The sequence below is a fragment of the Pseudomonas sp. WJP1 genome (genome assembly GCF_028471945.1).
Taxonomy (GTDB): domain Bacteria; phylum Pseudomonadota; class Gammaproteobacteria; order Pseudomonadales; family Pseudomonadaceae; genus Aquipseudomonas.
The window spans coordinates 4661886-4684161 of the sequence record NZ_CP110128.1; the positions used below are offsets into that span (position 1 = coordinate 4661886).

A 22276-nucleotide genomic window follows, 5' to 3' on the forward strand; every position below is an offset into this window, starting at 1 on the left:
GTCGCCCTCACGCGTCGTCGAGTGTGGCGATGACCTGACCCGGCTCCACCGGATCACCGTCTTCGACCAGGAAGGCGCTGAGGCGACCGGCTGTCCCGGCGGTCAGTTCGGAAAACTGCTTCATGACTTCGATCAGGCCGATCACGGTGTCGGCGCTGACCTCTGCGCCCGGCTCGACGTAGTTCGGCGAGTCCGGTGTGGCTTTACGGTAGAAGGTGCCCGGCAATGGGGTAATAACGGTTTGTTCGGCCATGTCTGTTCCTCTTGGAATAGTTGTAGAAAGGCAGGCATAAAAATTGATCGGTGTTTGAACCCTGGCGTCTCTGTGCCTGGTGTTTCGTTGTGATTTGCGGGCTTAGCGCGGCGCGCGAACCTTGATCCCGGCGTGATCCAGCGCTTGGCGTGTGGCCTGGACCAACGCCAGGGCGCCCGGTGTATCGCTGTGCAAACAGATGGAATCGAATTCGATGGCCAGGTCTTCGCCTTCGACGGTGCGCACCACGCCTTCCTGGCAGGCACGCAGCACCCGCGCCGCCACTTGGGTCGGGTCGTAGGCACGTACGTTGCGGGTAAAGACGATGGAGCCGCTGAGGTCGTACTCGCGGTCGGCGTAGAACTCGCGGATCACCGGTTGGCCGAGTTCCTTGGCGACACGCCAGATCACTGAGTTGGGCATGCAATACAGCAGCAATTCGGGCTCCAGGCGCTGAAGGTTTTCCACCAGCAAACGCGCGGCTTCTTCGTCCCGGGCCAGGTGCATGTACAGGGCGCCGTGGGGTTTGATGTGTTGCAGCGCCACGCCTTGAACCCGGGCGAGTTCACGCAGGGCGCCCAGCTGGTAAAGCATGTCGTCGACCAGTTCCTGGGCCGGGGCATTGATGTGCCGGCGACCGAAGCCGACCAGGTCGCGAAACCCCGGATGCGCGCCGATGGCCACGCCCAGCTGCTTCGCCCGCTCGACGGTGCGGCGCATGGTGCTTGGGTCGCCGGCATGGAAACCGGTGGCGATGTTGGCGGTGCTGATGAAACCCATCAGTTCGTTGTCGACGCCATCGCCGATGGTCCACGGGCCAAAGCCTTCGCCCATGTCCGAGTTGAAATCTACTGCCTGCATGACGCTTGCTCCTGACGCTTGTGACTTCATGCAGGCCACGTTAAATTCCCGCCAACCCCTTGGGAAGATCTATTATCAGAGGGGTCATCTTCTGAAAAACAGATATTCCGTCAGCCGGAGCTTTCATGTCACTGACCCTGCGCCAGGTCCGCTATTTCGTCGCCACCGCGGAGATCGGGCAAATCTCCCAGGCGGCCATTCACCTGAACATCTCCCAGTCAGCGGTGACCACTGCGATCAAGGAACTGGAAGCCATGCTCGGCACGCTGTTGTTCCAGCGCTCGGCCCAGGGCATGAGCCTGACCGATGCCGGGCGGCATTTTCTCAATCGTGCCTACGTGATTTTGCGCAGCGTCGACGATGCGTTGAACAGCCCGCTGCCGGACGTCCGGGCCAGTGGCCTGTTACGTCTGGCAGCGAGCTACACGGTGATCGGCTACTTTCTGCCGCACCATCTGCAACGGCTGGAACACTGGCACCCGGACGTGGCCATCGAGGTCCACGAGCAAGAACGCACGGCCATCGAACAAGGCCTGCTGGAAGGGAAATTCGACATGGCGGTGGTGCTGACCGCGAACCTCACGCACCCCGACATCGTCTCGGAAACCCTCTTCAACTCCGAACGCCGGCTGTGGCTGCCCAGCCACCATCCCCTGCTCGAACGCTCCGCCGTCAGCCTGGCTGACGTTGCGCAGGAGCCCTACATCCTGTTGACCGTCGACGAAGCCGAACAGAGCGCCATGCGTTACTGGGAACACGCGCACCAGCAGCCCAACGTGCGGGTGCGCACCAGTTCGGTCGAAGCTGTGCGCAGCATGGTCGCCAATGGCAGCGGCGTGGCGATCCTCTCGGACCTGGTGCACCGCCCCTGGTCGCTGGAAGGCAAACGCATCGAAACCCTGACTGTCACCGACAAGGTCACCCCCATGAGCGTCGGCCTGGCCTGGCATCGCGAGCGCGATTTCAGCCCGGCCATGCACGCGTTTCGTAATTATTTCCACGATGCCTTCCTGGCGCCGCAACAACTGTCGGCACGGCGCTAGTTCACCCGGCTGCGGTACGTTGCCGTTTTATCCGGTACATGTCGTCGTCCGCATGGCTGAGCAGCGCATCGGCATCCTCCCCGTCCGCTGGATAACAGGCGATACCGATGCTGCAGGACGGCATTGTGAGTGCGCCAGAGCCCGCATCCGGTGGCTCGGCCATGACGGCGAGAATCTGCGCGACTTTCTCGCACACGTCGCCCTGGGACTGGATATCCGTCAACAGCACAGTGAATTCATCGCCGCCCATCCGGGCCACCGTGTCCGTCTCGCGAACGCAGCGTTGCAGCCGTTGGGCGATCATGCAGAGCACCTGATCGCCAACGGCATGGCCATGGACATCGTTGATGCCCTTGAAGTCATTGAGATCCAGAAACAGCAAGGCCAGGCTGCTGTCGTGACGGTTGGCCGTGCGCAGGGCCGTATCCAGGCGATCATTGAACAGCGCGCGGTTGGCCAGCCCCGTCAGCGGATCATGATGGGCGAGGAAGCGCAGTTCCTCCTCCGCCTGCCAAAGGGCCGTGACGTTGCGCGCCACACCGATCCGCGCCCCCACCTCCTCGGACCAGAAGGCGGCCCACAGGATGTGCACGACACCGCCATCCTTGCGGATATAGCGGTTGCGGAAATCGAAGTGCGGCTGGCCACTCATGACCCGGACAATCGAGGCGCGTGTTTTCGCCAGGTCGTCAGGATGCATGTAGTCGGTGATCGGGGTGCCGGTCAGCTCTTCGGCACGGTAACCAAGCAGCGCCTGACAGGCATCACTGACAAATACGATCTGGTTATCCCTGTCGACCACGAAGACCGTGTCCAGCATCAGATGGATCAATTTGGGGTAGAGCGCTTGCAAGTCGACGGGCATAGGTCAGGAAAGTCCCGGTTCATGTGACGCTGATCATGCCTGATCGCGAAGGGAGGGGGCTAGGACCTTCTCATGCCGATTGTCTGCGCCAGGTGCCTGGAGATGCACCAAACTGGCGCTTGAAGGCGCGACTGAACGCCGCTTCGGATTCGTAGCCGACTGAAAAACCAATTTGCGCCACATTCGCGCGACCTTCACGCAACTGCTGAGCCGCCACGTGCATCCGCCACAGCGTCAGGTATTGCATCGGTGGCTGTCCGACCAATGCCGTGAAGCGCTGGGCGAATACCGAGCGCGACATGCCCACCTCAAGCGCCAGGGTTTCCGCAGTCCAGCCCTCGGTCGGACGTGCATGGAGCAGCGCCAGTGCGCGCCCGATCTGCGGATCGCGCAAACCGGCCAACCATCCGCGCCGTTCGGCCGGGAGGCTCGCGACGTACTGGCTGACGGCTTCGACGAAGAGCAATTCCGAGAGTTTGGCGATGACCGCCGTCGAGCCGACGCGACCGGCCGCAGTCTCGCTCACGGCGAAACGGAACGAGCTTTCAATCCAGGCCCCCGACGCCGTCGCGCGCATGTCCAGCTTCAATACCGACGGCAGCGACGACAGCAGCGGATTGAAGGGGGTTTCAGAGCCAAGGAAGCCACACAGCAACTGTGTGGCCTCCCCACCCCCGCCGCACTTGATGCGTGAAATGCCACCGGCTTGCGGCGGCGCAATGACGTCGCGCGCCGACAGGGGCGCAATGCCCAGGTCACTGCCAAACGTATGAACGTCGTTGCGGGCCAGCAGAATCAGTTCGCCTGCGCGCACGTCGAGGGGGGCGCCATCGCCGATGCGCAATTGCATGTGCCCCGCCGCGACAAAATGCGAGGCAATGATATGTCGAGGCGCCGCCAGGAACGGTTTGCAATCGTCGGCAGAAATTCTCCCGCTCATGCACCAGGGCGCAGTGAACTCCGCCTCGAGGAACACCCCTCCAGACAGCCGGATCACACGCAAGACATCAGAAAGCGCATCCAGCAATTGCCACCCCTCCTCTACGGAGCCTGGAGCAAGTAATCAGGCGCAGTGGTCATTCTTCACCCGGACGGCGAGGCCTAGATTAGCACCAACGCGGACTCAGCGATCAGGACTCTCCCCAGAGGCTTCATCAGGGTCATTGGCTCCGACGGCAACCGCCCTCAACCTGGAAAGCTGGAGATCGACATGAACAACTTCACGACCCTCCCCGCCCCTGATTCGCGCAACGCCGCCCGATACGCTCAACTGGTCAGATCATCGAAGAAGGCCGAATGGCAGATCGATCGCGATCTGCTGCAGGACCGGCATTTCGACTTCTCGCGCAAATTCCTGCCTGACTCACTGTCACTGGTCGACCGCCTGAGCTTTCTCACCACGCACGAGGCGCGCCAGCTCAGCCAGATCCAGGGCCGAACCTATGCGTACCTCTTCGGCCTGGTCGAGCGCTTCATCAGTGCCAAAATGCTCGATCAGGGTCGCGCCCATGTCTTTGACGATCAGCTCGCACTCGAAGCGCTGGTGCGTTTTTCCAACGACGAAATCAAGCACCAGGAGCTATTCCGGCGCATGGAGGCGATGATTGGCGCGCAACTGCCGGCGGGCTATCGGCAAGTGGCCGATCCGAACGATGTGGCGCGCGCGGTACTGGCGTCCAGCACCTGGTCGGTGCTCGCGCTGACCTGCCATATCGAGCTGTTCGTTCAAAGCCACTACGCCCAAAGCATCGCCCCGCGCGAGGAGTTGTGCCCGCTGTTCAAGGACGTCTTCAAGTTTCACTGGATGGATGAGAGCCGGCACGTCGTGCTCGATGAACTGGAGTGGAAGGCCGAGCACGCAAAACTTTCGCCCGCCGAGTGCGACCGGGCAGTGGATGATCTGATAGCGCTGGTGGCGGCCGTCGACGCCATCCTGCAGGCACAATCGGCGGCCGATGCCGAGTACTTCATGCGCCATGCTTCACGATCATTGAGTGTCGACCAGACCGCACGCATCAAAGCCTGTGTGCTGGGCGCCTACCGCTGGCAATACATTGTCTCGGGCGTGCAGCATCCACACTTTGGCCGGCTGCTGACGCGCATGACAACGCCTGCCCAGATGTCGAGGATCCAGACCGCACTGGCACCCATCATGAGCCATTGACCGAGGCTGGCCGCCATGACGATACCGATGTGGATGTTGCTTGGATTCGCGACCTGGACGTTGCTGCTGTTGATGGCAACCGTCGGGGTCTATCGCTGGGCCAGGATACTGTTCTCGAATGTGCCGATCGCCTCTTTCCGAAGCGATCGGCTCGAAGGCGAGGATTGGTATCGGCGCGCAACCAGGGCGCACGCGAACTGTGTGGAGAATCTGCCTGTCTTCGGCGCGATCGTGGTCGTGATTTCAGCCCTTGGTCTCGACGGCCCTGCCGTAAACTATTTGTCCATACTCATCCTGGTTGCCCGGGTTTGTCAGTCGCTGGTGCATGTCTGCCATGTGCAGACCAACAGCTTCGTGGCCGTTCGATTCAGCTTCTTTTTCGTTCAGCTGGCCTGTTTCCTCACGCTCATGGTGATGGCCGCCTGGTACGGCGCATGAAGCCTCTCGGCCATGGCCTGCGCACGTTGCGCAGGCCACAGTGCCGAACCGCTTGCCTGATGCGCCCCTAGCCAGCGCTGATGTTGCCGCAGAAAAGTGCGCGGCTACCGTCTGCCGGGCTGCTGCGAACCAGCAAGGCATAGCTGCCCTTGGTCAGTTCGCTCAGCGCCACCGGCGCCTGGGCCCAATGTTGGGTGCGCGGGGCCAGCGACGGGTAGTCGACGCTGTTGGCCTGACGGGTCCTGTACGTCGGTTGTGCACCCAACTGCTGGCACGAGCCTGCGTAGATGGCCGTGTCGAGACGGCTGGACACCGCCATGTCGTGGGGGACTCCACCGACGGTGAGCCAGATGCTGGTTTGATTGCCCACCGGGCTGAGGGTGGCTCGAGCGATATGCTCTGCGTTTTGCGGGGTAGCATCGAGGGGGACATCGACGATTTCGGTTCTGCTCGCGCAGCCTGAAATCGCCCCTGCCGCCACTACCAACGCCAGCCAAGATGCACTGTTCATCACAGGTCTCCTGAGTTGAGTTGCGTAGACTTCATCCCCCCTGTGAAGTCTAGTGGCCCGCTTCAGGCGCGGGATCTGGCTGATGGGTGGTCATCTGTAGGAGCGAGCGATGCGGCGACCCGACTTGCCTAACGCGGTGCAACTGACAGACCGCGGCGCCTGGTTCGCCTGTAGGAGCGAGGCTTGCCCGCGAAGAACGGTAACGCGGTGCAACAGATAAACCGCGGCGCCTGGTTCGCCGGCAAGCCTGGCTCCTACAAGCGAAGAACGATAACGCGGTGCAGCAGATACACCGCGACGCCTGGTTCGCCTGAGCAACGCACCTGCCGCCCTGTCAGTGCCGCGACATCAACCCATGCAGCACGCCCAGCCTCAATCCCGGTTCGGAGGGCGTCATGTGCAACACGCCGAAGACCTTGAACGCCGCCAGCATTGCCACCAGGCCACCCGGCAGGATGCTCAGTCGATGGGCTTGCAAGCCCGCCAGCTTGAGCTGCCTGACATGCCCGACTTCCAGCAGGCGCAATGACAGGCGCAGCAGGCCACTGTAGGTGATACCGCTTTGGCCGTCGTCGTTCAGCCCGTTGGCCTTGAGCACTTTAGCCAGCATGCGTGCGGTGCCGGAAGAGCCAATCGCCTGCTGCCAACCCAGCGCTCGATAACGCCGTGCGACCTTTTCGAACTGCAGGGTGGCGACCCGCTCGGCTTCGAGCAGCGCCTTGGCGGTAATCACACCCCCGGCAAAATACCGCGCCCCCAGCGTGCCGCTGCCGATGGCAATACTTTCGGTGACGAGGGGCTGTGCGCCCTTGCCCAGGATCAATTCGGTGGAGCCACCGCCAATGTCTACCACCAGCCGCATGCGCTCGGGATCAGGAATCGTATGGGCCACACCGGCGTACACCAGCCGGGCCTCTTCTTGCCCGGAGATGACATCGATCCGAAACCCCAGGTGCCGCTCGGCGCTGGCTAGGAACAGTTGCGCATTCTCGGCTTCGCGCACGGCACTGGTGGCCACCGCCCGCACGCGACCGGCTTCGAAACCGCGCAGTTTTTTGCCGAAGCGCGCCAGGGCCTGCCAGCCACGGTCCAGCGCCAGTTCGTCGAGCGCGCCGCCCTGCAATCCCTCCGCAAGACGGACGGGTTCACGCAAGGTTTTCACTTCCTGGATCTGGATCTGCTGGCTGCGCCTGACTTGCTGGCCAATCATCATGCGAAACGCGTTGGAGCCCAGGTCAATGGCCGCAAATAGCGAGGCGTCGCCTTTCATGGTGGGGTTCCCGGCAAATTCATCGGCCCGTGGACGAGTCTGATCGCCCATGGCGGTTGCGCGGATGTTGCCATGGGTTCAGTGACAGCCGGATGACACTGGGATTAATTGTGCTGCCTTTTGTGGGTCATGGTTTCGTCATATCGTCGCAGAGGACTCACTGGCAACAACCCTTGCCGACCCGGCAAAAACACGATGCCGAAATCTCCACATCCGCCCGGGCCATGGCCAGGTTGAGGCGAACCTGCGCAACGGCCGCTTCGGCATCGCGACCCAGGCGCTTCAAGCACTCCACGTAGCCGTGCAGGCTCCACACATTGTCCAGGTGCCATGAGGCGCGACTGAGGGTGTTGTCCAGGCCCAGGTCGGCACGGTAGGCGTGCAGGGCTTCTTCCACCCTGCCCTGTTCCAGCAACAACGCGCCCAGGGCGTGGCGCACCGGTTGCATCCAGCCCCAGGGCTCGTCGTACGGCAGGTGATCGTCCAGCGATTGTGCCTCGCGCAGGTGGGCAAACGCTTCGTCGACGTTACCTTTGCGGTACTCGATTTCGCCGCGCAGCATGCCTGCGGCCACCGCCAGGATATCGTTGCATTGGTTGTTGAAGAGGTAGCGCGTGTCCGGTACCCGGGCCCAGGCCTCGAGGAACAGGTGATGCTCGCTTTCGGCGCTGGCGACTTGCCCGCAGGCTGCAAAGGCCACGCCTTTGGCGTAGTGCAGCATGGCCGTGGTCACGCAGTACAGCGCCTGGTCCTCGGGCAGCGGTGTGGCGAGGATGTCTTGCCATTTGCCGAAGCGGATCTGCACATGGAGCTTCATCGACACGAAGCTTTCCAGCCAGTCGGCCATGGGCGGTTTTTCCACCCGCAAAAGGTCTTCCTTGATGGTATCGGCCAGTTGTACCGCGGCTTCCAGGGCTGGCTGGTACTGGCCAAGGAACATCGCCGAGTAGAGTTTGAAATGGTAATTGTGGCTGCGGTACAGGGTGTAGAAGTTGATCGGCCCTTCCTCCGCCAGATAGCGGCTGTCAGCCTGGATTGCCCGGTGATTGGTGATCATTGCCCCGCGGTAATCGCCGCAGAGCACGTCGATGTGCGATGGCATGTGGCGAAGGTGCCCGGCATCCGGCACCAGGTCGCGCAGGATATCGCCCGCGCGCAGGGCCCGTTCCGGATATGGCGACATTTCCAGAGTGTGGACATACATGTGCAGCACGCCGGGGTGCGGTGCCTCGCCGTGTTGCTCCATGCGTTGCAGGGCGCGCTCAAGCACGGCCACCGTCTCAAGGGTATCGGCGCCGGCTGCCGGCTGGCCGGTTTTCAGGTCCCACAACTGCCAGGGCGTGCGGTCGATCAGCGCTTCGGCGAACAGCGCCACCACGTCGGGATCGTCGGTAAAGCTGTGGTAGACATCGCGCATGGACGCTGCATAGGCATCGTTCCAGGTGAAGAGCTCGTCAACGCTGTTCGCCTGCTCGGCCTGGTAGCGTTGCTGCAGCGCGTGGATCAGGGCCTGCTCCACCGGCGTCGCGCCTTCGAGGTGTACCAGCGCGATTTGCGTTGCCAGTCGCGCCTGGGCCACGGCCTCCTTAAGCTCTTGCTCGATGAAGGCGTCCCAGCGCTTGTTGTAGTTGGGCCCCGAGGCGTAGGCGATGCCCCAGTAAGCCATCGCGCAGTTACGGTCGTGTTCCAGGGCCTTCTGGAAACAGCGGATGGCTTCGTCGTGGTTGTAGCCGTAGCACCACATCAGGCCACGGTCGAACCAGAGTTGGGCCTGGGGTGAACCGGTTGTCACGGGGCGGCTATAGGTGCCCAGATCGTAATAGTCGTGCATCGGTTTATCCTCTCGATCAGAGTGTGGACCCTGCAAAAAACCAGCATACCCCTACGCACCTGGCCGGGCGCCACAGCCGACGACAGGCTGCGCCCTGTCATCATGCCCACGAGGGGTAAGCCAGCGCCCCTATCAATCGCATCGATGTTCACCATCACGTCAATGAAGTTCTCTTAAAAAATCCGCGGCGTAACATCAGCTCCATACCAACCAACAACACCCCGGAGCACACGATCATGAAACGCCAAACCCTCCTCAGCATCGCTTTCTCGGTTTTCGCAGTTAACGCTTTTGCCGCTACTTCTGTTCAGCCTGTTGTCGCTGAAGGTGGCTCGGATCGTCTGATTGAAAGCCGCGTGGCCGAGGGTGGTTCGGATCGGTTGATCGAGAATCGTGTGGCTGCTGATGGTTCGGATCGCTTGCAAGGCAACACTGTCGCCGCCGATGGTTCTGACCGTCTGCAAGGCAACACCGTCGCCGCCGATGGCTCGGATCGCCTGCAAGGCAACACTGTCGCTGCCGATGGTTCTGATCGTCTGCAGGGCAACACCGTTGCCGCCGATGGCTCCGACCGCCTGCAAGGCAACACTGTCGCCGCCGATGGCTCGGATCGTCTGCAAGGCAACACCGTCGCCTGAACCCACCGCTTCACCGTATCCACAAAAAGCCCGGCCTGATCAGCCGGGCTTTTTGTCGCAGGGTTCTTCCCCTGGATCGTGATCGTCTATCCTGTGGGCCCGATTCCAGCCATGCCGCCATCCCGCCGGAGACACCTGTGCCGCCCCTCACCGCCCGAGAGATTTACCAGCAACTGCGCGACGCCGCCCTGGGCCTGCGCCCGCTCAAGCTCCTTGATTGGCAAGCGGGTCCGGTACTGGTCGACATCGAGGGTTGGCGCTTGAGCCTCGATGTCGACCACACTCACCTGCGCCACTGCCTGCATTGCCAGAGCCCGGATGGCCGCGCGTTCGATGGTGGGCCGCGTTTCGGTACTGACCCGGTGAGTTTGCTCAGCACCTGGGAGCTGGCGCAGATCGAGCGGTTGCTGGCGGGCGATTGCCAAAGTGCTCCTTGAACTATCGTTCATCTGACTCAGCTGTGATACATAAGACTTGATGCGCATCCCGTGCCCGAGAGGTTGCTTATGTTCCACTGCCCACGCTTGCCGCAAGTCCTGGCCTGCTCGCTGTTCGGCTTACTCGCCAGCGTCGCCAATGCTGCCGCGCCCTCCCCGGCACCCGAAACGCTGCAGCCACTGCTGGACACCATCAACGAGCGCCTGAACATTTCCGATCTGGTGGCGCTGACCAAGTGGGACAGTGGCAAACCGATCCAGGATACCGCCCGGGAAACCCTGCTCATCAATAACGCGAGGAAGCAGGCAACCGGTAGCAACGTGAACCCGGACGAAGCCGCCGAGTTGATCGCCGCACAGATCGAAGCCAACAAACTGGTGCAGTACGGTCTGATCGCGCAATGGCAGGCGGCGCACAAGGCACCCGACTTGCCACGGCCGGACCTCAATCAACTGCGGGCCAAGCAGGACGAACTGCAAGTTCGCCTGTTGCAGCAATACGCCGCATTCGTGCCCTATCGCGTCGATCCGGAATGCCCGCAATGGCTGGCGGAACAACGCTCGGGGCTGATCAAGGATGTTTTGCATGGCCAGGCGCTGATCCGCGCTACGGGGGAATTGTGCATCACGGATCTATGATCCTTTTCTTTCGGAGTACATATCCATTCCTGCGGTAACGGCCACCTATGGTTTCGCCCTTACGGCGAGTCACTTGGAAAAACGGAACGCCGCCCGGCCTGTAGGAGCGAGCATGCTCGCGATGGTCGTCAACGATGACGAGGGCTATCTGAATGCCCGTGTTGTTCTGGCGTTTTTCGCGAGCATGCTCGCTCCTACAGGGCCCGCCGCGATGGGGCAAGAAAATCAAAAGCCAGAGCAAGATCAAAAGCCAAAGCAAGGCGGCCTTAAAGCCGACCTGATTGCAGGTCTGTCCGCATTCCCCTGTGGGAGCCAGCCTGCTGGCGATGGACTTCCAGGCGACGCGTTCATCCAGACAGGGCGCGTTATCGTTGGCGACCATCGCCAGCAGGCTGGCTCCCACAGGGAATCAGGTGCAGCAGTAAAAGTCAGGTCGGCTGTCAGGCCGCCTCGCTTTTGTTTTTGATCTGGGTGCCCCGTTAACCACGCTGGCCGAACGCAGGTATTGCGCAGTGGGGAAACCGGCAGGACGCCGGTTTAGCTGCGCTGGGCCATGGATGGCCCATCGCGGCGACCCACGGAGCAATGCCGGAGTGAGGGCATGCCGAGCCGAAGCGAGGCACCGAGTGGTGGGGCAAAGCCTTTTGCTTACTTTTTGGCGTTTGAAAAAGTGAGTCGCCGTAAGGGCGAAACCATAAGCCGCCGTTACCGCAGCAATGGATATGTACTCAGACAACAATCTCCCACAAGCTTCGACGCGGCATGGATCAACGTTGCTAGAGGCTCCGATGGAGGTCGTCACAGGTTGACGGATAGGCTCAGGGTTGAGGGGCAAGCCGGATCGCCGCAAGGTCGTAATCAACAACCATGGGCGAGCATCCGGAAGCCCCCCGATGTAAAACACCCTTTACATTCACCGAAACCCCGGCGAATATGTAAAGGTACTTTTACATCAGGACGATGCAATGAAACGCTACTACATGGAAATGGGCGCCGCGCTGGCGCTGTACATGCTGTTCTTGATCCTGTCGCTGACCCTGCTCAAGAATCCGCAAGACCTGGGTACCGGTTTGCGTATCGTCATCACCTTGTTGCCGGTGATTCCGGCGGCGCTGATGTGCTGGGCGATCGTGCGGATGATGCGTACGCTGGATGAAATGCACCTGCGCATTCAATTCGAGGCACTCGGGTTTGCCTTTGCCGCTTCCGCGTTGCTGACCTTCAGCTACGGTTTTCTGGAGAATGTCGGCTTCCCCCACATCTCCTGGACCTGCGTATGGCCGGTGATGGGCTTGATGTGGATCATCGGGCTCGCCCTCGCCCGACGTCGCTACCAATGAAAAACCGACTCAAGGCACTGCGCGCCGAACGCAAGTGGTCGCAGGTGGATCTGGCGGCGATGCTCAATGTCTCGCGACAGACCATCAACGCCATCGAAAATGGCCGCTATGATCCAAGCCTGCCACTGGCGTTCCAGATCGCCCGGACCTTTGCATTGCCCATCGAAAGCATTTTCGACGATGAGTTCACCGGCTGATCCATGGCGCCCGTAAGGCAAAGTTTGAACAACAACAAAAAACAGGAGTTGACCATGTCTGAACTGCAACTGCACCCCAAGGCCGCAGAGTCCTTGAGCCTGTGGCACGCAATGATCCGCACCGGTGATTTGAAGGAGTTGCCTGCGCTGCTGGACCCGCAAGCGGTGTTTCGTTCGCCGATGGCGCACACGCCGTATCCGGGTGCGCCGGTGGTTTCGATGATTCTCAATACCGTGTGCAAGGTGTTCGAAGACTTCACCTATCACCGCGAACTGGCGAGCGCCGATGGCTTGAATGTGATCCTCGAATTCAGCGCCAAGGTTGGCGAGAAACAGCTCAAGGGCATCGACATGATCCGCTTCAACGAACAGGGAAAAATCGTCGACTTCGAGGTCATGGTCCGGCCATTGAGTGGCTTGCAAGCCCTGGGGGAGGAAATGGGCCGGCGCCTGGGCGCCTACCTGGCCGCCAGCAAAGCCTGATAAAAATAGAGCAGCGACTGCTGGCATGCAGTCGCTGCTCAATCCGCGGGATCAATCGTTAATCAATTACAGCTTTGCTGGTGCGGGCGAATAGGCCGTCTTGTGGGAGTGACGACGGGTATTCAACAGTCCCAATGCCACGATCACGACAGTCAAGGCTCCGGTAGAAAGCACCTCGCTACGGTGCGCAGGCATCATGACCATGGTGCCCAGGGCGAAGACGATAAAAGCGATGACCAGCCAGGTCAGCCAAGGGAACAACCACATCTTGAATTCAATCCTGGCATTGGTCTTGTCCAGCTTCGCTCGCATGCGCAATTGCGAGAACGCAATCACCAGATACACCAGCAAGGCAATGGCACCGGAACTGGCGAGCAAAAACGCGAACACCTGCGCCGGGGCAAAGAAGTTCAAGGCTGTTGTGGCGATACCGATCACCGTACTGGCGATCACAGCCCCCCGAGGTACGCCAGCGGATGAGGTGCGCTGCAGAAAACCAGGGGCTTCGTTGCGTTTGCTCAGCGAGTAGACCATTCGCGAGGAAATGTAGATCGCGGAGTTCAAGCAGCTGGCAACGGCAAACAGCACCACGATATCGACGATGGTTTTCGCATAGGGTACGTTCATGATTTCCAGCGCTCGCTGATACGACCCTTGTACCGGCAGCAGCGGGTCATTCCACGACACCACGGAAATGATCACGAAAATGGAAAGCAGGTAAAAAATACAGATTCGCCAGATCACCGACTTGGTCGCCCTGGCGATATTTTTAGCCGGATCCTTCGATTCTGCCGCTGCGATAGTGACAGCTTCCGTGCCGACAAAACTGAACATGGTGGTCAGCAGCGCGCCGATGATCGCTTCCCAACCGTTAGGCATGAAGCCACCGAACTCAGTCACCAGGCGACTGACGCCGCTGACTTCCCGACCCGGCAGAACGCCTGCAATGGCACAGGCCCCCAAGGCAATGAACGAGACGATTGCCACCACTTTGACCATGGCGAACCAGAATTCAAATTCACCGTATTTGGCGACGCTGAACAGGTTGGTGAGGGTCAGCAGAGCCGTGACGCCCACCGCGAACATCCATGTCTCGACCTGAGGGAACCAGCTGTTCAGCACTACGCCGGCGGCAATGGCCTCGAGCGGAATCACCAATACCCAGAACCACCAGTACAACCAACCAATGGTAAAGCCGGCCCAAGGCCCGATGGCGCGATCGGCGTAGGTGGAAAAGGAGCCGGTATCAGGACTTGCAACCGCCATCTCGCCAAGCATGCGCATGACCAGTACCACCAGCAATCCCGCCAGGGCGTAGGCCACGATAGCTGATGGTCCGGCCGCTGCAATGGCGTGGCCAGAACCGATGAAAAGACCGGCGCCGATGATGCCGGCAATTGAAAGCATCGTGACATGCCGCTGCTTGAATCCCGCAGCCAGATTGTCATCCGTCGAGAGTGTGCTGTTATTTGACATTAGTGAGCCCTTGTTATTTTTTTGAAGGCGAGCGGCCACAGTTCAGCGATTCGCAAACAAGTTGCGAAGAACAAATCCGAACATTAATGACCACGTATTTCTAATGCGGCAGAGCGTCAGGAAGAGATAGAAAACCGAGCGTTTGAGGGGTGTGAGATTTTATTGTCTTGCATATTGCAGCTCCTGTTATTTCAAGTACATGAACCATCTAACTCCTTATGGCAAACAGGATGCTACGGCCTGACCTGTGCCGCCGAGATGACCCGGTACGTCGCTCGCTTATCCGTTTGCGACACGACCAGCCATCCGCCAAGCGTTTAAAAATAAACCCAACAAGGCGATTTCGGCAGCGAACAGGTTGAACGGGAGATTACTGAGTGACTGTCTTGTTTTGCCCTGAGTGCCCCTGGGGAGAAAAAACAATCGCCAGGACAATAATGGTCGCACCCGCGAGCATGCGATAAGACGGCGCCTCATTAAACAACCACCATGCACAGGCAATCGCATAGATGGGTTCCAGCGAAATGATCATTCCTGCACTTCGAGCATTCAAACCCTCAAGGCTTTTCACGAAAAGATATTGTGAAAGCCCAGTGCAAAATATCCCTAACAACGCAAGATTGAGCCAGTCGAATGCACCAAGCTCGACAAGACTGAATGCAGAAAAAGGAACCATCACCAACGCCACTGTGGCATTTTGCCAAAATGCCACTTGTACGGCGTCCACGCCTTTGGCGGCTCTGCGGTTAGCGATTGCCAGTAAAGCAAAGGACAACCCAGACCCCAGGCCCCAGAGAAGTCCAACGGTTCCCTGGTTCCCCAAGCCGAATGAAGGCGTGACAAGGATCAGGCCCAGGCTAATAAGAATCAACAGAATCGACTCTGATAGATGGATTCGATCACGAAAGATTACAACATCCAACACTGCAATGAATGCTGGAAAACTGGCAAAGCCTAATGTCGCTACTGCAACGCCGCCAATTTTTATCGCTATGAAAAATGTAATCCAATGCGCAGCCAGAAGCAGGCCGGAAAGGATGAAAAAACCGAGTTTGAATGCACTTAACTCGCGAAATATTGGCCGTCGTTGCACCAGGGCAAACACAAACAGAGCGATCATTGCAAACGCAGCCCTGCCAAATGTTATGACACTGGCATTGGCATGGATCAAGGCGCCAAAAATTCCGGTTAAGCCGAACAATATTGCGGTGACATGGGCAGATGTTAAGGCAGTACGATGAGTCGTCATTTATTTGGTGTCGAGAATATAGGTTATATCCGCAGCTATTCTCTTGGTTGGGAGCTTGTTATTTTACAGCCTTGTTTCAAAGTGCTGCTCTCCTCTCGCCGTCAGGGATTAGCCGTATTTTCAGAATTCGCATCAAAGCTCTTTTCGCACGGAGTAATAGCATGCACCTGATCCCGTCAAGCTGTTGTATTTATGATTGCAACAGACAGAGTTGGTTTTTTATTCTTGCCATTTTTATGCGGCTTACGCTGCATATACTCTAAGTGCAGCACTCATCCCGACATTCGTGGTATTCGGGATGAGTGTGCGTATCGCGGTCATCCGGTTGGATGATTACTCAGACGCGTCAATCCAGATCGTCTTGATCTCGGTGTACTGATCGTGCGCCCAGATGGACTTGTCGCGCCCGCCAAACCCGGACTCCTTGTAGCCGCCAAACGGTGTCGAGGCATCGCCTTCACCGAAGCAGTTGACCGTCACGATGCCGGCGCGGATTTCACGCGACAGCTTGATGGCGTGGCGCAGGTTGTCGGTGTAGACCGAGGCCGCCAGGCCATACACCGAGTCATTGGCCAGGGCGATGGCTTCGTCGAGGGTGGTGAAGGTCGTGACGGCGAGTACCGGGCCGAAGATCTCCTCCTGGAACAGCTTGCTGTCGGTGCCCACGCCATCGACCACGGTAGGTTCGACGAAGATATTGCCCTGGGTGTTGCCGCCGAACACCACCCGCAGTTTCTCGAGGCCAGCCTGCTCGAGGTAAGAGCGGACTTTTTCGTAATGCGCCCGGCTGACCATGGCGCCCAGGCGGTTTTCCGGGTCCAGGGGGCTGCCCATTTTCCATTCCAGCATCTGCACGCCGATGCGCTTGAGCAGTTCGTCCTTGATGTCGGCATGCACGATCAGGCGCGAGGAGGCGGAGCAGTTTTCGCCCATGTTCCAGAACGCGCCGTTGACCACGTGGCTGGCGACCGAGTCGAGGTCTGCCACGTCCTTCATGACCACGGCCGGGTTCTTGCCGCCGCACTCCAGCACGATGCGCTTGAGGTTGGAATCCGCCGCATAGTTGAGGAAGCGCCGCCCGGTCGCCGTGGAACCGGTGAAGCTGACCATCGACACGTCCATGTGCCGGCCCAGCGGCTCCCCGACTTCACCGCCACCGCCGGACAGCACGTTGAACACACCGGCCGGTACACCGGCTTCGAACGCCAGTTCGGCGACCCGCAGCGCGGTCAGGGTGGTTTCCTTGGCCGGCTTGACGATGATCGAGCAGCCGGCGGCCAGGGACGGGCCGATCTTCCAGGCCAGCATCAGCAGCGGGAAGTTCCACGGCAGCACCAGGCCGACCACACCGATGGCTTCACGCACCACCAAGGTCAAGGCGCCGTTACCGACCGGTGCCGTGTTGTCGTAGATCTTGTCGATCAGCTCGGCATGCCAGCGCAGGGTGTGAATGGTTTCCGGCACATCCGTGAGTTGGCATTCGCGCACCGGCTTGCCGCTGTCCAGGCTTTCCAGCACCGCCAGCTCGTGGGCGTTCTGCTCCACCAGCTCGGCAAAGCGCAGCAGCACTTTCTTGCGCTCGCCGGGGCTCAGCTTGTGCCAGCGACCGTCTTCGAAGGCCGCCTTGGCCTTGGCCACGGCGAAGTCAACGTCCTGGGCATTGCAGGCGGTGATCTCGGCCAGCACTTCATCGGTCGCCGGATTGGTCGTGGTGAAGGTGTTGCCCGACAACGAGGTGTAGGCTTCGCCATTGACGAAGGAGCGGGTCGGGAACTTCAATTCCCGGGCAATGGCGGCGTATTCAGCCGCGCTGAGAAGGCCAGTCATTTTGCGCTCCCGGTCACCTGGGCGACCTCACGTTTCAGCGTGGTGATGATCTCCTGCAAGGCCTGTTTCTCGTGCTCGTACATCGGCTGCAGCGGCGAACGCACACTGCCGGTGCGCAGGCCGTTCAGCTCGCAACCCACCTTGATCGACTGGACAAACTTGCCGCTTTCCAGGAAGTCCATCAGGGGCATGAAGGCGCTCATGATCTTGCGGCCTTTATCGAAGTCCTTTTCCACCACGCAGGCTTCATACAAGGCCACGTGTTCGCGCGGGATGAAGTTCGAGCCGGCGCACACCCAGCTGCGCGCGCCCCAGGCGAAGAACTCCAGGGCCTGGTCATCCCAGCCGCAGGACAGGCTGATGTTCGGGTAGTCCCGCGCCAGGCGATGCACCTGGGCCATGTCGCCCGAGCTTTCCTTGATGGCGACGATGTTCTTGCTCTCGGCCACCGCGGCGAAATACTCCGGGCCCATGCTCACGCCCATGCGCGCCGGGTAGTTGTAGAGCATGATCGGCAGGTCGGCGGCACGGTCGACGGTCAACGCGTGGATGGCGTTTTCCTTCTCGGTCGGCAGCGCGTACGGCGGCGAACCCACCAGGATGGCATCGGCCTTGATGGCGCGGGCGGCCTTGGCATATTCGACCGAGTCTTCGGTGCGGATGGCGCCGGTGCCGATCACCAAGGGCAAGCGTGTGCCGATCACGTCCTTGGCCTGGGTCGCCAGTTCGATGCGTTCCTGTGAGGTATGGGCGTAGTACTCACCGGTGGAACCACCGATGATGATGCCGTGCACCTTGGACTCGATCAGGTACTCGAGCACTTCGGCGAATGCCGCTTTGTCGATGTCACCGCTGGCGGTCAGGGGCGTGATTGCCGGGGTGTAGATGCCTTCGAATTTCATGATTACTTCTCCATCACTAAGGGAATAATTTCAATCGTGTGTCCACCACTCTGAGGTGGGGACAACTCACCACTTCGATTCAACTGCTCAATGCCGCCGCGTCGCGCAAACTCAGCGAGCGTGTTTCAGGTGCCATGGCCCATGCCGCCGCAAGCCCGATAAAGGTGACAACTGCTGCCACATACATGGTGTTGCCAATGCCCAGTGTCTGCAGCGAAACCGGCACCAGATAAGTGCCGACTGCTGCACCAATACGTGAAAGCGACGTACCAATCCCCACCGCAAAAGCGCGAATCTCTGTTGGGAATAGTTCGTTCGGATACACCAACTGTAGTACCTGTGCGCCACCAATAAACAAGGCATAGGCACCAAACAGGAACAAAACAAGAAGTGCGTTACCACCCGAGAAAGTCGCCAGTAACAACAACGACAATCCCGACCAGAGAAAACTGTGGATCAACATGCTGCGTCGACCGATGACGTTGATCAGCCACGTTGCAAGAATGCAACCGACGACGAACAACAAAGTAATGACCATGGAGCCATAGGACGCCCACTCGCCTTTCAGATTAAGTGCCAGCAGAACTTTCGGCGCGAAGGCATAAACAGCGAACACCGGAATAATCGAACACGACCAGAACACCGAGACAAAGAACAAACGCTTGCCATAACCGGAATGCAGCAAATCGCGAAATGACATTTTCTTTGCGTGGGGTTCTTCAGGCAGGTCCCGTAGCGAATAGTGCTGGCCATAAACCCGCTTGATCACGCCCTCGGCCTCACCGTCGCGGCCTTTGCTCAACAGCCAGCGCGCGGATTCCGGCGTACCGATGCGCAGCACCAACAAGATCAACCCGACCACAGCGGCGCTGGCCAACGCATAGCGCCAGGCATCGTCACCGCCCGAATTGAGAATCGCGTTGCCCACGACATACGCGAATGCCGCGCCGGCAAACCACAGGATCGTCAGGGCGGCGAGCCTTGGGCCGCGTTGTTTCTTCGGCAAGAACTCCACCAGCAGCGACGTCGCCACCGGGTATTCGATGCCCACCGCCAGACCGATGATGAATCGCAAGGCGAACAATGCAGGCGCCGACTCCACCCAGAATTGCGCCAACGAGCACATGATGAACAGCGATGGCCCGATAAAATAAACTTTCTTGCGACCCAGCCTGTCAGTCAGCCAACCGCCGAGAAAACCACCAAAAAACACGCCCATCAACGCCGACGCAGCGATCATGCCCTGCCAGAACTCCGAGAGATTCAAGGCAGCGGTAATTTGCATCATCGCGATGCCGATAATACTCAATACATACCCATCGACAAATGACCCACCCCCCGAACGGGCTGTCAGTAAACGATGAAAGTTATTGAGCGGAACATCTTCAACAGATGCATTAGGACTTGTCATTATTGTCTCCTATTTCGCCTCGTTAATTCGATGGACTGAAGCGTAAGCCCAAAATCCGAACAAACAGAAACCGTTGCGGCAGAATGTGTCAGCCCAATGGGATCACCCACTGAACTAACGCCTGCTACCAACAGATTTAACTCTAACGCTTTAAACAACTACTCTGGATTTAGCTTTCTTTACCCGCGCGACATTGGCCCCACAGCAAGTTCATATTGACGCCCGCTGAAAGTATCGGCTCAGGCGGGTTTTTATTGGGCCCGGGAGAGGCCAATAGAAAATCGATCAGATGACTCTTCTTGCCCGCCAGCCAGTCGGCCAGCAACGTACCCGTGACGGTGCCTCGAGTGACACCCAACCCATTGCAGCACAGGGCGCCATAAACGTTATTGGCCAGCTGGCCAAAATGCGCCATGTGGTTTCTGGACAGCGCCAGCGACCCACCCCAGGTGTACTCGAAGTTGACCTCGGGGAGCATTGGGAACCGGCGCTCGAACGACTCTTTGTGCCGCTCCTTGAACCGCTGCAGGTATTTCTGCTGACTGCGTCCGTCGGCGTTGAAGCTGAAGCTGTTACGCACCAGCAGGCGATTGTCGGTCGTACGGCGCAACGTGGTGCCGAAAGGGTCGGCGGGAATCACGCCCCAATAAGGCTTGCCGCCCAAGCGCGCTTGCTCATCTGGCGTGAGCGGGCGAGTGAGGCTCCCGTAGGTAAAGATCGGCAGCATCCGACCCGTCAAGAAGCCGAAGCTCATGGCGAACGCGTTATTGGTCAGCAGTAATTTGTCAGCAACGATCCGTCCCGTCTTATGGATAAGGACGGTCTTTTCCCCATATTCCACTTCAGTGATGGGCGTATTTTCATAAAGCGTGACGTTGGCCGGCAGTGTATCGGCCAGACCTTTAACCAGCGCGGCCGGCTGTATCAGTGCAGTGCCTGGGGTAAACAAGGCTTTGCGATAGAAGTGCGTGCCGATATGACTCGGCAAGTCCTTCTCTTCGATCATCTGGTATTCCTGACCGAGCTTGTCCAGGCCGCGACGGTAAGCATCCAATACCCCGATGCCGCGATCTTCAATGGCAGCCTGGTACTTTCCACACAGGCGGAATTGACACTCGATGCGGTGTTTTTCAACGAGATCTTTCAGGATGGATTGACCCGTCAGGTTCAACTCCATGCTGATCTTCGCCGTCTTGATATCACCGATATAGTCGTCAGCGCCGATATCGTGTGGCAGGTCAATGGCGAAGCCGGCGTTTCTTCCGGATGCGCCATAGCCCACTTCCTGGGCCTCGATCAGCACAATCTCGTCATCAGGAAAATTCAGCGCCAGCTGACGCGCTGCCGCAAGTCCCGTGAATCCCGCCCCCACTACAACCCAACGGGCGGTACGGGAACCCTGGAGCGCTGGACGAGCGACCCTGGGTTGGCTGAGGTGAAACCAGCCACATGTAGCGTCATCTGCCGGTGTGTTTTTGACTTTAGTCATTTTCGCGACCTGGTTCTCTTATATTTGTACTTGCCAAAAGCATCCCTTGCGCTCGATGTCATCAAGCCTCATGGCGTGCTCATGCGATTGACATCGGTGTTGCCTGTTAAAACGTCAGCGCCACATCCAGGCCTTCCGGCGCGGCGTATTCGGACATCCGGCGACGGGACAGTTCCAGATGTGCGCGCGCAGTCTCCCCGGCCACAACCGGATCATGGTTTTCAATGGCACTGATCATGTCGTCATGCTGCTGGGCTGCCAGCTCCAGGTCTTCCTGCATGTCCACCGTCGTGGGGTGGCGATAGAAGATCTTGCCCAGCCGCGCATGGTCGATCAGCAGGCGTTGCAAGCTCGGCATCAGATAGGCGTTGTGCGCCATCCTGCCGATCTGCAAATGGAATTTGTCATTGAACAGCACCCGTTTCTCGACATCCTTTTCCTCAATGGCTGTACGGAAAAACGCCTGGATACGTTTCAACTTTGCGATCTCGGAAGAGCTTGCGTGGACAGCCGCCAACTGGGTGGTAGCGATGTAAATCAGAGGGGCCGCCAGGAAAAAGCTGCGCAACGATTCATGACTCATGGACGACACGCGGGCGGCCCGGTTGGCTTCGAGATCGATGTAACCCTCTGCCGCCAGCTGGCGCATGAGTTCCCGCACCGGAGGGCGAGACAGACCGAACTCGTCACACAAGGCCTGCTCATCCACCACCGCGCCTGGCGTCAGCTCCATATTGAGGATCCGCCGGCGCAGCGCTTCTCCCAGCACGGCTTTACGATCAATTGGCAACACGACGGGGGCCTGCTGATCGCGTTCAATTGTGGCCATTTAGAATCCTTCATACGGGTGCGTGAGGGTGGTCTGCTGCCTGTGCCCAGACTATATGACAGCATTATTCTTTGTGTCTACAATTAAAATACAAAGAAAATAACGACGCCCCGCGCAATCGAC

Annotated in this window: 24 protein-coding genes; 10 read left to right on the forward strand and 14 right to left on the reverse strand. The window is 59.3% G+C overall.

Translation table 11 applies throughout. From position 1 onward, the window contains the following. Positions 1-7: 7 nt before the first annotated feature. Both OH720_RS20905 and OH720_RS20910 read right to left on the reverse strand, forming a co-directional pair. On the reverse strand, positions 8-253 hold the full coding sequence (locus tag OH720_RS20905; protein ID WP_008059700.1) for an acetyl-CoA carboxylase: 246 nt from the start codon (positions 251-253) through the stop codon (positions 8-10). 102 nt (positions 254-355) lie between these two features. After that, complete coding sequence (locus OH720_RS20910; RefSeq protein ID WP_272602744.1) at positions 356-1114, reverse strand: 5-oxoprolinase subunit PxpA; 759 nt, start codon at positions 1112-1114, stop codon at positions 356-358. Between the two features lie 125 nt (positions 1115-1239). Between OH720_RS20910 and OH720_RS20915 the strand changes: the two genes are divergently transcribed. Then, the gene (locus tag OH720_RS20915) at positions 1240-2157 is read left to right on the forward strand and encodes a LysR family transcriptional regulator (RefSeq protein ID WP_272602745.1); all 918 of its coding nucleotides are present in this window, start codon (positions 1240-1242) and stop codon (positions 2155-2157) included. Between the two features lies 1 nt (position 2158). Here OH720_RS20915 and OH720_RS20920 read toward each other — a convergent pair whose 3' ends face one another. Together OH720_RS20920 and OH720_RS20925 are read right to left on the reverse strand one after the other, a co-directional pair. After that, the gene (locus OH720_RS20920; protein WP_272602746.1) at positions 2159-3022 is read right to left on the reverse strand and encodes a sensor domain-containing diguanylate cyclase; all 864 of its coding nucleotides are present in this window, start codon (positions 3020-3022) and stop codon (positions 2159-2161) included. Between the two features lie 70 nt (positions 3023-3092). Then, the gene (locus OH720_RS20925) at positions 3093-4049 is read right to left on the reverse strand and encodes an AraC family transcriptional regulator (RefSeq protein ID WP_272602747.1); all 957 of its coding nucleotides are present in this window, start codon (positions 4047-4049) and stop codon (positions 3093-3095) included. Between the two features lie 183 nt (positions 4050-4232). Here OH720_RS20925 and OH720_RS20930 point away from each other — a divergent pair, with 183 nt between their 5' ends. Next, the gene (locus OH720_RS20930; protein WP_272602748.1) at positions 4233-5186 is read left to right on the forward strand and encodes a diiron oxygenase; all 954 of its coding nucleotides are present in this window, start codon (positions 4233-4235) and stop codon (positions 5184-5186) included. Between the two features lie 15 nt (positions 5187-5201). Next, positions 5202-5624 (forward strand): MAPEG family protein, encoded by a 423-nt coding sequence (locus OH720_RS20935; RefSeq protein WP_272602749.1) that lies wholly within the window; start codon positions 5202-5204, stop codon positions 5622-5624. A gap of 67 nt (positions 5625-5691) precedes the next feature. Here the strand turns inward: OH720_RS20935 and OH720_RS20940 are convergent, their stop codons facing one another. From OH720_RS20940 to OH720_RS20950, 3 genes are all read right to left on the reverse strand, one after another. Continuing rightward, positions 5692-6135, reverse strand: a complete 444-nt coding sequence (locus tag OH720_RS20940; RefSeq protein ID WP_272602750.1) for a hypothetical protein — start codon at positions 6133-6135, stop codon at positions 5692-5694. A gap of 334 nt (positions 6136-6469) precedes the next feature. Continuing rightward, entirely contained in the window at positions 6470-7405 is a 936-nt protein-coding gene (locus OH720_RS20945) for a Ppx/GppA family phosphatase (protein ID WP_272602751.1), read from the reverse strand. A gap of 157 nt (positions 7406-7562) precedes the next feature. Then, positions 7563-9236, reverse strand: a complete 1674-nt coding sequence (locus OH720_RS20950) for a tetratricopeptide repeat protein (protein ID WP_272602752.1) — start codon at positions 9234-9236, stop codon at positions 7563-7565. A gap of 236 nt (positions 9237-9472) precedes the next feature. On the opposite strand from OH720_RS20950, the gene OH720_RS20955 reads away from it, so the two are divergent. The 7 genes from OH720_RS20955 to OH720_RS20985 all read left to right on the forward strand — a co-directional run bounded on the left by OH720_RS20955 (position 9473) and on the right by OH720_RS20985 (position 12970). Then, positions 9473-9874 (forward strand): hypothetical protein, encoded by a 402-nt coding sequence (locus OH720_RS20955; protein WP_083349355.1) that lies wholly within the window; start codon positions 9473-9475, stop codon positions 9872-9874. A 137-nt stretch (positions 9875-10011) separates the two neighbouring features. Next, entirely contained in the window at positions 10012-10311 is a 300-nt protein-coding gene (locus tag OH720_RS20960) for a DUF7693 family protein (RefSeq protein WP_272602753.1), read from the forward strand. 69 nt (positions 10312-10380) lie between these two features. Then, on the forward strand, positions 10381-10950 hold the full coding sequence (locus tag OH720_RS20965) for a chorismate mutase (RefSeq protein WP_272602754.1): 570 nt from the start codon (positions 10381-10383) through the stop codon (positions 10948-10950). A gap of 112 nt (positions 10951-11062) precedes the next feature. After that, positions 11063-11416, forward strand: coding sequence for a hypothetical protein (locus OH720_RS20970; RefSeq protein WP_272602755.1), 354 nt, complete (start codon positions 11063-11065; stop codon positions 11414-11416). Between the two features lie 499 nt (positions 11417-11915). Then, complete coding sequence (locus tag OH720_RS20975; protein WP_180203327.1) at positions 11916-12290, forward strand: hypothetical protein; 375 nt, start codon at positions 11916-11918, stop codon at positions 12288-12290. Next, a complete protein-coding gene (locus OH720_RS20980) occupies positions 12287-12487 on the forward strand; it encodes a helix-turn-helix transcriptional regulator (protein WP_272602756.1) in 201 nt (66 codons plus the stop codon). Before OH720_RS20975 ends, OH720_RS20980 begins: the two co-directional genes overlap by 4 nt. A 54-nt stretch (positions 12488-12541) precedes the next feature. Next, positions 12542-12970: a nuclear transport factor 2 family protein gene (locus OH720_RS20985; RefSeq protein ID WP_272602757.1), complete on the forward strand. Its 429-nt coding sequence runs from the start codon at positions 12542-12544 to the stop codon at positions 12968-12970. 66 nt (positions 12971-13036) lie between these two features. Here the strand turns inward: OH720_RS20985 and gabP are convergent, their stop codons facing one another. The 7 genes from gabP to OH720_RS21020 form a co-directional block, all read right to left on the reverse strand. Next, entirely contained in the window at positions 13037-14446 is a 1410-nt protein-coding gene (gene gabP, locus OH720_RS20990; RefSeq protein WP_008066441.1) for a GABA permease, read from the reverse strand. A 370-nt stretch (positions 14447-14816) separates the two neighbouring features. Further along, the gene (locus OH720_RS20995; protein WP_272602758.1) at positions 14817-15695 is read right to left on the reverse strand and encodes a DMT family transporter; all 879 of its coding nucleotides are present in this window, start codon (positions 15693-15695) and stop codon (positions 14817-14819) included. A 333-nt stretch (positions 15696-16028) separates the two neighbouring features. After that, the gene (locus tag OH720_RS21000; RefSeq protein ID WP_272602759.1) at positions 16029-17522 is read right to left on the reverse strand and encodes an aldehyde dehydrogenase; all 1494 of its coding nucleotides are present in this window, start codon (positions 17520-17522) and stop codon (positions 16029-16031) included. Beyond that, positions 17519-18424 (reverse strand): dihydrodipicolinate synthase family protein, encoded by a 906-nt coding sequence (locus OH720_RS21005; RefSeq protein ID WP_272602760.1) that lies wholly within the window; start codon positions 18422-18424, stop codon positions 17519-17521. Before OH720_RS21005 ends, OH720_RS21000 begins: the two co-directional genes overlap by 4 nt. Positions 18425-18503: 79 nt before the next feature. Then, the gene (locus OH720_RS21010) at positions 18504-19835 is read right to left on the reverse strand and encodes an MFS transporter (protein ID WP_272602761.1); all 1332 of its coding nucleotides are present in this window, start codon (positions 19833-19835) and stop codon (positions 18504-18506) included. Positions 19836-20004: 169 nt separating this feature from the next. Continuing rightward, positions 20005-21324, reverse strand: coding sequence for an NAD(P)/FAD-dependent oxidoreductase (locus tag OH720_RS21015; RefSeq protein WP_272602762.1), 1320 nt, complete (start codon positions 21322-21324; stop codon positions 20005-20007). 106 nt (positions 21325-21430) lie between these two features. Further along, positions 21431-22153, reverse strand: a complete 723-nt coding sequence (locus OH720_RS21020) for a GntR family transcriptional regulator (protein ID WP_272602763.1) — start codon at positions 22151-22153, stop codon at positions 21431-21433. Between the last annotated feature and the right edge of the window lie 123 nt (positions 22154-22276).